This is a genomic window from Methyloglobulus sp. (assembly GCF_040079455.1).
Classification (GTDB): Bacteria; Pseudomonadota; Gammaproteobacteria; order Methylococcales; family Methylomonadaceae; genus Methyloglobulus.
The window spans coordinates 26,236-39,812 of sequence record NZ_JBEBKJ010000029.1; the positions used below are offsets into that span (position 1 = coordinate 26,236).

Consider the following 13,577-nt stretch of genomic DNA (forward strand, 5'->3'; position numbering starts at 1 on the left):
CCCATTGACCACCAAAAGTTATTTATTTAGCCATGAACCCGATTGGCATGAACACAGGCGAGGAAGCCACCACCACCTACCTCAAGCTGTCCAATCTTGGGCTTACGAAGCCGGATCACTTACCCAAAGGTTGCGTGATTATTACGGAAACGAGGTCACAGTAAGCATCCTTTTCCACCAGTGGCGGACACCGTTTTTAAGCGAACGCAGACAGCTTCAATTACCACCGCACAGACACGGTTTAACCCGCGAAGTGATGCTGCATAAAAACGGCAAACCTTTGCTCCTGGCGAGGACTATCATCCCTGAAGAAACCATCAAAGTCGCCCATCGCAACCTGTCGCATTTGGGCACTCGTCCCTTAGGGGAAGTGATTTTTTCCTATCCTGACCTGGAACGGATTACGATGGATTTGACCTTGATAAAACCCAGCACATGGACATCAACAGCACAGCAAAACGCTAATATAGCCGAGCCAATTTGGGGACGAAGGACTGTCTATGCTATCCAGAAACGACCTATGTTAGTCAGTGAGTTTTTTCTTCCAGAAATATTGGCGCATTAGCCTTAAGATAAAGCGATTGGGTAAGCGCTAAAAATTCAAAGAATACCTTCTCCCTTGGGGAGAAGGTTGGAGCAAGGATGCCGGGATTTTTAAAGATTCACATTAGTGCAATATGAGTGCACATCATCTCAATCTTGAGTCACAATCAAGGGTTGATGGCGTAAGTTTCCGTATAAGTACTTCCTTTTTTGCAGACATCCCTTGCCGTTGGGCTTTCGCATTGCGTATCGGTAATTTCTGCTTTTAAAGTGCCCGCTGTTTCTGGGACAAAGTAAAACCGGAAGTTAGGGTCGGAGCTGATGGCAATGTCGGTTTTTGCGGTCAAAATCTGCTTGTCATTAAATGATATTTTCATTTGTTGGACAAAGTGCGATTTTTTGATAAATCGCGACACTTGATCCATCTGCATGCCACTTAAGTTGGGGTGGCTGATTAACAACTGAACCAAGGTGGGTTCTTTCGATTTAACACCATCATCTAGACGGAATTTCATTTTTCCGAGACGTTGCATGGCCGCATCCAAGTCTGCGCCTACGGGTGCGGAACAACCACCACTGGCTTTAACGTATTTCTTACTCATGTATAACTTACCGTCATTCATTTCGGCAATCGCACGGATATAACTGTAAGAGTTGACGCGGATGCGCATGGCTAGATCGGCTTTGCCACTGTAAGGGGTGAATTCAAACTCACCAACGAAAGGGAAGGGGTTCTTATCGACCAACACTAGGATTTTTTTGATATAGCTGTCGTTCGTTTGCTTGATTTTGGTATTGATCTTTAACGGCACCAGGGCAGGGTCTTCAGCACGGATCGGCGCATCCAGTTCGATGATGTTGTTGGATTCCTCAATCGATTTACCGGAAAAATACTGATTTTTCAGGGTGTTGTTCCATTCGTTTTCGTATTGTGTTTCAGCTTGTGATAAAACTGGGATTATTAGTAATGCCAGTACGACTATATTAATAAGTGTTTTGAATAGCATAGTTTACTCCAAGGTTGAGGACTATTTTAGCAAGCTAGGGCGCAATAGCGTAGCGTATTCGGTCGTTTGGAATGCACGAACCGTATCGTGCGGTGCAATACCTTTATGGTTTTCTGGTATTTCAGTAATAGTACCCTAATGCAATTTGCACTTTGTAAATAGCAGGATAAAGTATTAAAAAGCGAAAACAAACTTGTCAATATGAATGACAGAATCTGGAAAAAAATGGTAATTAGGATAGATGGGTATTGAAATGACGACTAAATCACACGTAGATATGAATAAAGACGAACAATCGCATACTGCAAATACCCCATTAACAGAGCCTAAACGGAAAATATATCCAGAAATGAATGCCCGGTTCGCAGGGGGGCTCATATGGCTAGGCCTTGCCTTTATCGTGATAGTTTTTTTAGTGCAACATTTTTCAGGCTACTCTTAATGCGTAAAATGGGTCTAATATGTAAGGTTGGGTTATAGACTCGCAAAATCGCCGAAGCCTTATTTGTGACATGATGTTGAGTGTGCCGTAACCCGATATTCGAGGCATCCATAATGCCCATCGGTAGGGTTACGGTGGGCGGACAAATCGGCTGTTTTTTTTTGCGTGATTTGTTATATGCGACTAACGTAATCTACAGCCTACGATTAACCCTTAGGCCGCATATGCGGAAACAGCAAAACATCCCGAATCGACGGCGAATCGGTGAATAGCATCACCAAACGGTCGATACCAATGCCTTCACCTGCTGTAGGTGGCATTCCGTGTTCCAAGGCAGTAATGTAATCGGCATCGAAGTGCATGGCTTCATCATCACCCGCTTCTTTATCTTGTACCTGTTGTTGGAAACGCGCGGCCTGGTCTTCGGCATCGTTAAGTTCCGTAAAGCCGTTGGCGATTTCGCGACCTCCGACGAAAAATTCAAAGCGGTCGGTGACATGCGGATTGTCATCGTTGCGGCGCGCCAGTGGTGAGACTTCAACTGGATAAGCAGTAATAAAAGTAGGGTTCATCAACTTATTTTCGACGGTTTTCTCGAAAATCTCGATCTGGATTTTGCCCAGGCCGTAGCCATCTTTAACCGGAATACGTAAATTTTCGGCAACTTTAATGGCTTCTTCACGTGTAGATAACTGTGCTAACATTAGATCAGGATTGTAATGCAGGATCGACTCAACCACCGTCATCCGGTCAAACGGCTTACCGAAATCGTATTGTTCGCCTTGGTAAGTGATAACGGATTGGTCGACCACTTCTTGAGCAATACCCCGCAACATGACTTCGGTTAAGTCCATCAAATCGTGGTATTCGGCATAAGCCTGGTAGAACTCCAGCATGGTGAATTCGGGGTTGTGGCGCGTGGATAGCCCTTCATTACGGAAATTGCGGTTGATTTCAAACACCCGTTCAAAACCGCCCACCACCAAGCGTTTTAGGTACAATTCCGGTGCGATACGCAGGAAGATGTCCATGTCCAGCGCGTTATGATGGGTGATAAACGGACGGGCAGTTGCCCCGCCTGGGATGACTTGCATCATCGGCGTTTCCACTTCCAGAAACTGCCGTTCAATCAGGAATTGGCGAATATAAGCGACGATCTTTGAGCGTATCAAAAATGTATTGCGAGTGTCTTCGCTCATAATCAAATCCAGATAACGCTGGCGGTATTTGATCTCCTGGTCGGCGATGCCGTGGAATTTTTCCGGCAGGGGGCGAAGGGCTTTGGTGAGAAGCCTTATGTCATCGACCTTAACACTAAGTTCGCCGGTTTGTGTCCTAAACAGTATACCCTCTGCGCCGATAATATCGCCGATGTCCCACTTTTTGAATTGCTCGTTATAAAAATCTTCGGGCAGGGTGTCGCGGGTTATATACAGTTGAATCTTGCCGGACATGTCCTGAATATGCACGAAGCTGGCTTTACCCATCATCCGCCGTGTCATGATGCGCCCGGCGATTTTTACGCGTAAAGGCTCGGCTTCCAGTTCTTCCTTGGACTTTTCGCCGTATTCCGCTAGCAATTCACCCGCCACCACATTGCGGCGGAAATCGGTAGGAAATGCAATGCCGCCATTTTCGCGTAGTTCATTTAACTTGCTACGGCGTTGGCGGATTTGTTCTTGTTCGTCTTGTTGGATTTCTTCTGACATTATTTTTAATAGCTGTAAATTGAATGATTTTTGCTTGCCTTAGAAAAGCGAAAATTGTTCTGGAGATTTATCAAAAGGTGGATAAAAAACACCAACGATCACAAACGGATTACTTGCCCAACCATGAAATTGACGAGTTGTACCCAAAAACAGGTAAATATCTTTAGTTAAAAAATCAGTTAAGTATTTTTCTTTAACCTTTTTTAGTGCCAATTCTTCATCATTGTCGCTGGATTTTAGGCAATTCCAGTACAACATGCCGATTTCCCAATCTTCGATCATCAGAGTGGACTCTTTTCCAGCATCATCTAGAAATTTGTAGGAAAATTTATATGGTAATTTATCAACGCGGGAAAATTCTTTTTGTACTTCTTCTTCTTTCTGTAAATCAAACAAGGTAAATTGTTTAGAGCGTTCTTTTAAATGTGCGAGACATTCCTTATCCCACTCACGATCTACTTTTTCAATGATAAAATTAATGAGTTTTTGAGGCTTGAATATAGCTAAAGACAGTTCATTAGAATTAGCTTTTGCGATCAACTCGGTTAAGTTGGTATAAAAAGTATTTTTCTCAAATAAGATTGATTTTCTTTCTTGCCATGCTTTCGCTGTACCAACTGATTGTTTCAGTTCTATAGCTTCAGGGTCAATAGCCCTATAGCTTTCTGGGCGGGGATCGCTCGTATTTTTTGTTAGCGATAATTCTATCCACTGATATTTTTTATAGCGATTTTCATAGTCCAGTTTTCTAAAGGGTAATGGATAAATTCTTACCCAATTACCGTCATCTAAAATACCTGCTGTGCAAACCAATTCATTGTATTTTTTTGAAAGTGTCGGGTAAGTTTTCACTACAATAAAAACTCTGTATTTATCGCTCATAGATGCGCCACGCCCACAGACAAATGGTTTGACAAATATTCGCTAACGCACTGACGATGACAGGATTTAGGCATTTCTTCAAAGCAAGTTAATGCGATACGTTTGCCATCGTATAAAGTAGCAATCAGTTCTTGAAGATAAATTTTCTTTTCTGGCAAACTCTCTCTATATTCATCAAACAATTCCACATAATCAGATGCGCTATTTAAATTCTGACGTTTTTGAGAAATAATTCCAAGCTCAGGTATGTGCCTGTATTCAATGCCGAATTTTGGTAAAATATCAGATAGAAAACCTTTGGAAAAACCGAATTTACGACTAAGCGGGTTTCTTCGCAGGTCATAAAGGACGTTTACATCATTTTCAATTAGCTTAGTTAAATAACGCTCAAGGCTTATTCCTTCATACCCAATAGTAAAAAGTTCCTTATTCTTTTTAGAACGATTTTGTAAAACCTTGCTGGGGTAACGTTCATTAACTAACTGAGTTAAGTTCTCGCCAGCTAAATCTTTATAAGCTCGGATCCATCTAGATATTAGCCAACGTTCTTCTTTTTTCGCACCATCACCTAAATAAGGCAGGTCTTTTAAAAAAATAGTATTTTTTGATACTCTAATCCAGCCTTTTTGTTCTAAAACTTCTAAGTCAGATATCGCTTGGAAAGAATGATAATTATCTCCATAACGTACAGCATCATAATAACTAAGCGATATTTCTTGATGTGATAAAAATAATAACTGTTGGAAATCAGTTGATGAAACATGCCCTACCTGTTCTAACAAAAACAGTAAAAATCGTTGTCGGTGGTAAGTGGGCGCAGGTTGGTTCATCATAATTACAACCCACTCTTCAAGCTGGCTTCGATAAACTGATCTAACGCACCATCAAGCACCGCTTGGGTGTTTCCCGTTTCCACGTTTGTACGTAAATCCTTAATGCGTGACTGATCCAATACATAGGATCGAATCTGGCTGCCCCAGCCTATATCTGACTTGGAATCTTCCAATGCCTGTGAACTTTCACTGCGTTTACGCATTTCCAGCTCATAGAGTTTTGCTTTCAACTGCTGCATCGCGGTATCGCGGTTTCTATGCTGTGAGCGGTCACTTTGGCATTGCACGACAATTCCAGTTGGGTTGTGGGTCATGCGCACGGCGGATTCGGTCTTGTTAACGTGCTGCCCACCTGCGCCACTGGCGCGGTAGACATCTATGCGTATATCGGCGGGGTTGATGTCGATAGCAATGTCGTCATCAATTTCCGGAGAAACAAAAACGGACGCAAAAGACGTGTGGCGGCGGTTGCCGGAATCAAACGGTGACTTCCGCACCAGTCTGTGAACGCCAGTTTCCGTTCGTAGCCAGCCGAAGGCATAGTCGCCTTCAAATTTAATGGTGGCGCTTTTGATACCCGCAACATCGCCAGGGGATTCTTCAATCAATTCAGTTTTAAATCCTTTAGCTTCGCCCCAGCGTAAGTACATGCGCTCGATCATAGATGCCCAGTCTTGCGCTTCCGTGCCGCCTGAGCCGGATTGGATATCTAAAAAGGCATTATTCGCATCCATTTCACCGGAAAACATGCGGCGGAATTCCAGGCCGGCGACCCGCTTTTCAAAATCTTCCAAATCGGCAACGACCGTATCAACGGTGGCCTCATCGTTTTCTTCAACTGCCATCATCAATAGCTCTTCGGCATCGGCCATGCCTTGTTCAAGGTCACGGATGGTATTGACGACAACTTCCAGTTGTCCGCGTTCTTTGCCTAAGGCTTGTGCCTGTTCGGGGTTATCCCAGATTTTAGGGTTTTCCAGTTCCCTTAAGACCTCAACCAGGCGTTCGCTCTTGTTGTCAAAGTCAAAGATACCTCCTAAGCCCGTCGCCACGGCTTTTCAAGTCAGCGATTTTGTTTTTGATGGGGTTTATTTCTTGCATGAAAAGTAGTTTTTCCCTTTAATACGGCGCGATGAAATTGTTAAATAAGGTGGGATTATAAACCATAACGGGATGCCGTTCATGATGGGCTTAAATAAGGGCGCGAGTGGTACAGGTGAAAAGACTTATGGGTATCCCTAAAAATCCCCTCTCCCTCTCCTGCTGGAGAGGGTTGTGGTTAGGAGAAAAATCAATAAGTTAAACTTTCTCTAATCTCAACCTTCTCCCCTGAAGAAGGAGGGATGTTCCCAATCCCCTATTGATAAATTTTCATCTGATTAAAATTGAGATATCGATAAGTATCGTCCGCAGTTTCGCTGATCTGGTTGGCGAACTGCATGTATTCATCAAAAGTGGGGATTTTACCCAAAATTGAACACACAGCGGCCAGTTCCGCAGATGACAAAAACACGTTCGCACCATTACCCAAGCGATTCGGGAAGTTTCGGGTTGAAGTAGAAACCACGGTCGCACCTTCTTTTACCCGCGCTTGATTGCCCATACATAAGGAGCAACCGGGCATTTCCATTCTGGCGCCCGCTTTGCCGAATGTGCCATAGTAACCTTCTTCGGTTAACTGATTTTGGTCCATCTTGGTAGGTGGGGCTACCCATAGCCGGGTCGGTAACTCGCCTTTTAGTTTTTCGAGCAATTTTCCAGCAGCGCGAAAATGGCCGATATTTGTCATGCACGAACCTAAAAACACTTCGTCGATTTTTGTGCCGGCAACTTCCGACAGCGGCTTGATGTCGTCTGGGTCGTTAGGGCAAGCCAATAAGGGTTCTTTGATTTCATCCATATCGATTTCGATGATTTCAAAGTATTCGGCATCGGTGTCCGGCTCTAATAAGACTGGGTTCGCCAACCACACTTCCATATTTTTGATGCGGCGTTCCATGGTGCGGACATCGCCATAACCCTCTGCTATCATCCACTTTAATAAGGCGACGTTGGAGTTAATGTATTCGATGATCGGTTCTTTATTCAACCTTATCGTACAACCACCTGCGGAACGTTCTGCTGAAGCATCGGACAATTCAAACGCTTGCTCGACTTTCAAATCCGGCAAGCCTTCGATTTCCAGGATACGTCCGGAAAAGACATTCTTCTTGCCCTTCTTGTCCAGCGTCAACAAGCCGCGTTTTAAGGCGACATAAGGAATAGCATTGACCATATCGCGCAAGGTAATGCCGGGTTGCATGGTGCCTTTGAAACGCACCAGCACGGACTCCGGCATATCCAGCGGCATCACCCCAGTTGCCGCAGCAAAAGCCACTAAACCAGAACCTGCCGGAAAGCTGATGCCGAGAGGGAAACGGGTGTGCGAATCACCCCCCGTACCGACCGTATCAGGCAGCAACATGCGGTTCAGCCAGGAATGGATGATGCCATCGCCCGGACGCAACGAAACCCCGCCCCGGTTCATAATGAAATCCGGCAAGCTATGCTGCATGGCAATATCGACGGGCTTAGGGTAGGCTGCGGTATGGCAGAAGGACTGCAACACCAAATCGGCAGAAAAGCCCAGACAGGCCAAATCCTTCAATTCGTCGCGGGTCATGGGGCCGGTGGTGTCCTGTGAGCCGACGGTGGTCATGTACGGTTCGCAGTAGGTGTTTGGGCGCATTCCCGCTACCCCGCAAGCCTTGCCGACTATTTTCTGTGCCAAGGTAAAGCCCCTCGTGCTGGCTTCAACATCTCCTGCGCGTTTAAAAATAGTGGATGCTTCCAAGTCTAAGAATTTACGGGCACGATCAGTCAGGCCACGACCGATAATCAACGGTATCCGGCCACCAGCACGCACTTCATCCAAAAGTACATCAGTTTTTAATTCAAATGTGCAAATGGGTTCGTCGTTATCATGGCGTTTGACCACGCCTTCATAAGGATAAATATCAATCACATCACCCATAGCCATCGCGGTCACGTCGCACTCGAACGGCAATGCCCCCGAATCTTCCATGGTATTAAAGAAAATCGGTGCAATTTTGCCACCTATGCAAACACCGCCTTCGCGTTTGTTGGGAATATAGGGGATGTCGTTGCCCATGAACCATAACACTGAATTCGTTGCTGACTTGCGTGAGGAGCCTGTGCCGACTACATCGCCCACATACGCAACGGGAAAACCTTTCTGCTTTAGCACGGCGATTTGCCGTTCGGCGTTGGTAATGCCCTCACGTGGCATTTTCAACATCGCTTTGGCATGTAAAGGAATATCAGGCCGCGACCACGCATCTGGCGCGGGCGATAAGTCGTCGGTATTGGTTTCACCGGTGACTTTAAACACTGTGACCGTTAATTTTTTAGGTACTTCCGGCTTACTCGTAAACCAAGACGCATCCGCCCAAGACTGGATCACTTGTTTGGCGTAAGCATTGCCAGCCTCGGCTTTTTCCTGTACATCGTGGAAAGCATCGAAGATTAACAAGGTGTGGGATAAGGCCTTGGCAGCAAGCGAAGCCATGTCCTTGTTATCCAACAGATCAATTAAGGGCGCAACGTTATAACCGCCGAGCATCGTTCCCAGCAATTCGGTCGCACGGGCAGTCGTTAAAATGGGCGAACTAACCTCAGCCTTAGCTACCGCCGCCAGGAATCCGGCCTTGACATAAGCTGCTTCATCGACACCCGCCGGAACACGGTTAGCCAGCAAATCCAGCAAGAACCCTTCTTCACCGGCTGGCGGCTGTTTGATTAATTCAACCAAAGCCGCCGTTTGTTCGGCATCTAATGGTTTCGGCACTACGCCTTCGGCGGCGCGTTCGGCTATGTGTTTACGGTATTGTTCTAACATCTGGTAATTCCTAAAAATATATGTATTAACTTGCTTAAGGATGAACTAACTTTTACGTCTCAATATTTCCAGCAGATGTTACAGAAAAAGTTTGATAAAACATGAAAATAGCTACGCATATAAAAAGCATACCTAAGCCTAAGTAGCTAAATGTTTTGACGATATTCATTTCTTTACTGAAGAAAGTAGCAGCCATTAACAACCATCCAAAAAAAGCTATCAAAGAACCGAAAACAATATTAATCCAGTAAACAACTAATTCAAACCAAGAGATTCGAACCACTATAGTTTGATCTATAAAATATAAGTGCGGCATAGCTCTTTTAAAATTAATAAAATTTAGTTCACCCATTGTACTTCTATGCAGTTTGATGATGGCTTCTCTGAACTCTTTTTCTACCCTGATACCCGTTGTTATCTTAAAAACTCTGCCGCTAACTCATCATTCTAAATGAGACTTGGTCAGACCTGCTATCTGTTCGCATTTCAATGCGTCAGACAGCCTTAAGATTCCTATCATCAATGAATTCAATAATTTTCTTGAAGTTAAAAATCAGGGCGATCATAGCTATTGTAACTGCAAGAAATATATTGCCTTTATTTAAACTCTCAATTAACTTATTAAAAATTTCTATCAACTTTTCAGCTTTCCTATGTGTAGATGGTTTAAGTAGATTTTGATATTCGCTTTCGCCAATAACCCGATTCACGGTGTCAATGCATGACAGCGATTATTAGCACATAATCTTTTTCTATAGTGTAGAGCGCTGCATAATGGAATACACGCGTAAGATGCCAATGAACATCTTCCTCCAAAATACGCCAAGATTCGGGCGCATCTGATATTTGTTGAAGGGTATGTTCAACTGCAGCGATAAATCGGACTTCCAATCCCGGCTGGCACTCTGCGTAATAGTGAGCAGCATCTTCATATTCTGCGAGCGCATCGGGATGGAATTCAACTTTCATTTAGTGAAAGCTCGCCGGACACGCGCCAACGCTTCATCACCTGGGATTGTTTGAACGCGCCCAGCCCGTATGTCGTCCCGACGACCTAACGCTTCTTTAACCCAAAGCTGCCGTACATAGCCATCTTCCGTCGGGTCTAGGCTTTCTACTAGCCGATCAGCCAATAAGGCTCGTGCCTCGCTTGGTAAGGCAAGAGCCTCTTCGGTAATTTGTTCGACAGTCGATATCATGATTAAAACTCCTTTGTTTCATCAGTCTAGCGTTAATAAGCGAATTCACCCCATCGCCCCAACAATCGCATTACCCATTTCTTTAGTCCCTACTTTGGATTGAGGGTTCAAATCGGGGGTGACATACTTACCTTCCCTCACGACTTTTTCGATAGATGTCTTTACCCGTTTGGCGGCTTCAAATTCACCTAGGTGATTTAACATCATCACCCCCGCCATAATAACGGCGGCAGGATTTGCCAAATTTTTGCCAGTAATATCGGGTGCGCTGCCGTGGACGGCTTCAAATAAGGCCGCATCGTCACCGATATTTGCGCCGGGAATCAAACCTAAACCACCGACCAAGCCGGCAGTTAAGTCTGACAGAATATCGCCAAACATATTGGTCGTCACCACCACATCAAACTGCTGGGGATTCATCACCATGTGCATACAAGCGGCATCGACGATTTTTTCATCGAACTGAATATCTGGATAACGCGCTGCGGTTTCCCGTGCAACATCCAGGAAGATGCCTTGGGTGTATTTTAAGATGTTGGCTTTATGGCAGACGGTGACTTTTTTGCGGTTGTTGTCACGGGCGTATTTAAACGCATACTCGATCACGCGCTTTGAACCGCTGCGGGTGACTACCGCCAAGCTTTCTGCAATGTCTTTTTTAGGGGTCAGGTAATGTTCAAGCCCTGAATATAAGCCTTCGGTATTTTCCCGGACGATGACAATATCGACATCATCATAACGGGTTTTTACACCTTCCCAACTCTTAGCTGGACGGACATTGGCATACAACTCATATTTTTGACGCAAGGCGACATTGATACTTCGGAAGCCTGTACCAACCACGGTCGTCAACGGACCTTTAAAAGCGACTCGCGTGTTGTCAAAAGAATCCAGGGTTGCTTCCGGCAGTGGCGTTTCGAACTTGTCAAATGCTGCCATACCCGCATAAGCTTCTTCCCATTGTATCTTAGCGCCGGAAGCGTCTATTACTTTGACGGCCTCATCCATAATTGACGGGCCAATCCCATCGCCTTTAATCAGCGTAACTTTATGCATATATGCCTCCAAAAAATATTAATCGGATAACCCTCAAAACCTTTGCCCCTTAAGGCGATTAATCCTGAGTGCTTATGTAATAACTTTTACCCGATTATATATGAATAAAATCGCCATGAAGCTCAATAATTCGCCCAGATTAGCCCACCAATAACGAACAATGTGTATCTTAGGACAAAACAGGTAGCATTTGTTATGATTGGGCTTGGTCAACGCACTGTATTTTCGATTAATAACAGGAGTTAGTATGAACCGCCCTACCCCACCCGCCAACGGCGCTAAAATCACTTCCAAGAATGGCAAGCTGGTTGTGCCAAATAACCCGATTATTCCGTATATTGAAGGGGATGGCACTGGGCCTGATATATGGCGTGCCACGGTTCGGGTTTTGGATGCTGCCGTTGCTAAGGCTTATTCCGGGCAACGTAAGATTCATTGGCTGGAGGTATACGCTGGGGGTAAGTCCTTTGAGCTATTCAATACTTGGTTGCCCGATGAAACTATCGACCTTTGCCGAGAATTTCTGGTATCCATAAAAGGCCCGTTGACCACACCCATCGGCGGCGGCATTCGCTCTTTAAATGTCGCGTTACGGCAATTGCTGGATTTATATGTCTGCTTAAGGCCAGTACGTTGGTTTAAGGGCGTACCTTCACCTGTCAAACATCCCGATCAGGTCGATATGGTGATTTTCCGCGAGAATACCGAGGACATTTACGCAGGAATCGAATTTGAAAAAGGCAGCGATGAAGCCAAGCTGTTTTTGAAGCTGCTAAAGGAAAACTTTCCTAAATCTTACGAAAAAGTCCGCTTCCCTGAAACATCCGGTATCGGCATCAAGCCTGTCTCACAAGAAGGCACGGAACGCTTGGTTCGCGCGGCGATTGATTATGCCATTATCAATAAGCGCAAAAGTGTAACGATTGTCCACAAGGGCAACATCATGAAGTTCACCGAGGGTGCGTTCCGCAACTGGGCGTATGGTTTAGCCGAGAGGGAATTTCCAGAGCAAAGCTATACCTGGCAGCAATGGGAACTTACCAAGGCTGACAAAGGCGAAGATGCCGCTAATGATGAGCAGAAACAAGCATTAGCAAGCGGTAAAATCCTGATTAAAGATGCAATTGCCGATATAACCTTACAACAAGTGCTAACCCGCCCGACCGATTTCGACGTTATCGCCACATTGAATTTGAATGGCGATTACCTATCCGACGCCCTGGCGGCGCAAGTTGGTGGTATCGGCATTGCCCCCGGCGGCAACATCAACTATCAAACCGGTACTGCCGTATTTGAAGCCACGCATGGAACTGCGCCCAAATACGCCGACTTGGATAAGGTAAATCCCGGTTCGTTAATCTTATCCGGTGAAATGATGCTGCGCTACATGGGCTGGACGGAAGCCGCCGATGCCATTATTAATTCAATGGATGCGACGATTGCAAGCAAGCAGGTCACTTACGATTTCGCCCGATTGATGGAGGGTGCAACGGAAGTTAAGTGCAGCGAGTTTGCGGATGCGATGATTAAGAATATGTAATGTGTAGCCCGTATGAAGTGCAACGGAATACGGGAACATCGAAGATACGAATTCCTGGATTCCGCAAGCTTCATCCAGGTTACTCGCTACTCGCTATGTGATAAATTTCAATTTACAATGCAAAATTTATCTAAACCATAACCAGTTTTTTTACTGAGAACAACTAATATGCAAAAGGTTAGTTTTCCGATATTGCTGCTATTACTCTTGTCTGCTTGCGATGGTATCTCAATAAATTCTAAAAGCCAAATCAAGTGGGCTTTAGTAGATAAGCAAAAAATTACTAATGCCTTGAAGGATGATTTTTTAAGTAAAAATCCATATCCAAAAGAATTGGGTGATGAAAAAGGCTTAATAGAGGATATATCTAGAGACCTTTGCACGACCTCAAGCCCCAAAATGGGTAAAATAAGCCTTTATTCAAGTTCGAGCAATAGCCTATGTCCTGGAAGAACCTAGCCCAAACCA

At 44.9% G+C, this 13,577-nt stretch carries 13 protein-coding genes; 3 read left to right on the forward strand and 10 right to left on the reverse strand.

All coding sequences use genetic code 11. From position 1 onward, the window contains the following. Positions 1-4: 4 nt before the first annotated feature. A complete protein-coding gene (locus ABL924_RS08300; RefSeq protein WP_349026617.1) occupies positions 5-565 on the forward strand; it encodes a chorismate lyase in 561 nt (186 codons plus the stop codon). A 145-nt stretch (positions 566-710) separates the two neighbouring features. On the opposite strand, the gene ABL924_RS08305 is transcribed toward ABL924_RS08300, so the two are convergent. The 10 genes from ABL924_RS08305 to ABL924_RS08350 all read right to left on the reverse strand — a co-directional run bounded on the left by ABL924_RS08305 (position 711) and on the right by ABL924_RS08350 (position 11,569). Further along, on the reverse strand, positions 711-1,550 hold the full coding sequence (locus ABL924_RS08305) for a quinoprotein dehydrogenase-associated SoxYZ-like carrier (RefSeq protein WP_349026618.1): 840 nt from the start codon (positions 1,548-1,550) through the stop codon (positions 711-713). Between the two features lie 648 nt (positions 1,551-2,198). Then, positions 2,199-3,701 (reverse strand): lysine--tRNA ligase, encoded by a 1,503-nt coding sequence (gene lysS / locus ABL924_RS08310; RefSeq protein WP_349026619.1) that lies wholly within the window; start codon positions 3,699-3,701, stop codon positions 2,199-2,201. Between the two features lie 39 nt (positions 3,702-3,740). Next, entirely contained in the window at positions 3,741-4,583 is an 843-nt protein-coding gene (locus ABL924_RS08315; RefSeq protein ID WP_349026620.1) for a hypothetical protein, read from the reverse strand. Next, positions 4,580-5,416, reverse strand: a complete 837-nt coding sequence (locus ABL924_RS08320; protein ID WP_349026621.1) for a DUF488 domain-containing protein — start codon at positions 5,414-5,416, stop codon at positions 4,580-4,582. The genes ABL924_RS08315 and ABL924_RS08320 overlap by 4 nt, the downstream gene beginning before the upstream one ends. Before the next feature lie 2 nt (positions 5,417-5,418). After that, a protein-coding gene (gene prfB, locus ABL924_RS08325) for a peptide chain release factor 2 (RefSeq protein ID WP_349026622.1) occupies positions 5,419-6,517 on the reverse strand; the annotation gives its coding sequence in 2 pieces (ribosomal slippage) (positions 5,419-6,441 and positions 6,443-6,517; 1,098 coding nt in all). A 256-nt stretch (positions 6,518-6,773) separates the two neighbouring features. Then, positions 6,774-9,314, reverse strand: coding sequence for a bifunctional aconitate hydratase 2/2-methylisocitrate dehydratase (gene acnB, locus ABL924_RS08330; protein WP_349026623.1), 2,541 nt, complete (start codon positions 9,312-9,314; stop codon positions 6,774-6,776). Positions 9,315-9,366: 52 nt separating this feature from the next. Beyond that, a complete protein-coding gene (locus ABL924_RS08335; protein WP_349026624.1) occupies positions 9,367-9,666 on the reverse strand; it encodes a hypothetical protein in 300 nt (99 codons plus the stop codon). 362 nt (positions 9,667-10,028) lie between these two features. Then, on the reverse strand, positions 10,029-10,283 hold the full coding sequence (locus ABL924_RS08340; RefSeq protein ID WP_349026625.1) for a type II toxin-antitoxin system RelE/ParE family toxin: 255 nt from the start codon (positions 10,281-10,283) through the stop codon (positions 10,029-10,031). Beyond that, the gene (locus ABL924_RS08345) at positions 10,280-10,513 is read right to left on the reverse strand and encodes an addiction module protein (protein WP_349026626.1); all 234 of its coding nucleotides are present in this window, start codon (positions 10,511-10,513) and stop codon (positions 10,280-10,282) included. The genes ABL924_RS08340 and ABL924_RS08345 overlap by 4 nt, the downstream gene beginning before the upstream one ends. Before the next feature lie 45 nt (positions 10,514-10,558). Further along, complete coding sequence (locus ABL924_RS08350) at positions 10,559-11,569, reverse strand: isocitrate/isopropylmalate family dehydrogenase (protein ID WP_349026627.1); 1,011 nt, start codon at positions 11,567-11,569, stop codon at positions 10,559-10,561. Positions 11,570-11,816: 247 nt separating this feature from the next. On the opposite strand from ABL924_RS08350, the gene icd reads away from it, so the two are divergent. Together icd and ABL924_RS08360 are read left to right on the forward strand one after the other, a co-directional pair. Further along, positions 11,817-13,109, forward strand: a complete 1,293-nt coding sequence (gene icd / locus ABL924_RS08355) for an NADP-dependent isocitrate dehydrogenase (protein ID WP_349026628.1) — start codon at positions 11,817-11,819, stop codon at positions 13,107-13,109. A gap of 168 nt (positions 13,110-13,277) precedes the next feature. After that, positions 13,278-13,568, forward strand: a complete 291-nt coding sequence (locus tag ABL924_RS08360; RefSeq protein ID WP_349026629.1) for a hypothetical protein — start codon at positions 13,278-13,280, stop codon at positions 13,566-13,568. Positions 13,569-13,577: the final 9 nt, after the last annotated feature.

Bases quoted from the DNA above. Each gene is read 5' to 3' on its own strand.
- ABL924_RS08305 (WP_349026618.1), bottom strand. From the start codon at position 1,550: ATGCTATTCAAAACACTTATTAATATAGTCGTACTGGCATTACTAATA.
- lysS (WP_349026619.1), bottom strand. From the start codon at position 3,701: ATGTCAGAAGAAATCCAACAAGACGAACAAGAACAAATCCGCCAACGC.
- ABL924_RS08315 (WP_349026620.1), bottom strand. From the start codon at position 4,583: ATGAGCGATAAATACAGAGTTTTTATTGTAGTGAAAACTTACCCGACA.
- ABL924_RS08320 (WP_349026621.1), bottom strand. From the start codon at position 5,416: ATGATGAACCAACCTGCGCCCACTTACCACCGACAACGATTTTTACTG.
- acnB (WP_349026623.1), bottom strand. From the start codon at position 9,314: ATGTTAGAACAATACCGTAAACACATAGCCGAACGCGCCGCCGAAGGC.
- ABL924_RS08335 (WP_349026624.1), bottom strand. From the start codon at position 9,666: ATGGGTGAACTAAATTTTATTAATTTTAAAAGAGCTATGCCGCACTTA.
- ABL924_RS08340 (WP_349026625.1), bottom strand. From the start codon at position 10,283: ATGAAAGTTGAATTCCATCCCGATGCGCTCGCAGAATATGAAGATGCT.
- ABL924_RS08345 (WP_349026626.1), bottom strand. From the start codon at position 10,513: ATGATATCGACTGTCGAACAAATTACCGAAGAGGCTCTTGCCTTACCA.
- ABL924_RS08350 (WP_349026627.1), bottom strand. From the start codon at position 11,569: ATGCATAAAGTTACGCTGATTAAAGGCGATGGGATTGGCCCGTCAATT.
- icd (WP_349026628.1), top strand. From the start codon at position 11,817: ATGAACCGCCCTACCCCACCCGCCAACGGCGCTAAAATCACTTCCAAG.
- ABL924_RS08360 (WP_349026629.1), top strand. From the start codon at position 13,278: ATGCAAAAGGTTAGTTTTCCGATATTGCTGCTATTACTCTTGTCTGCT.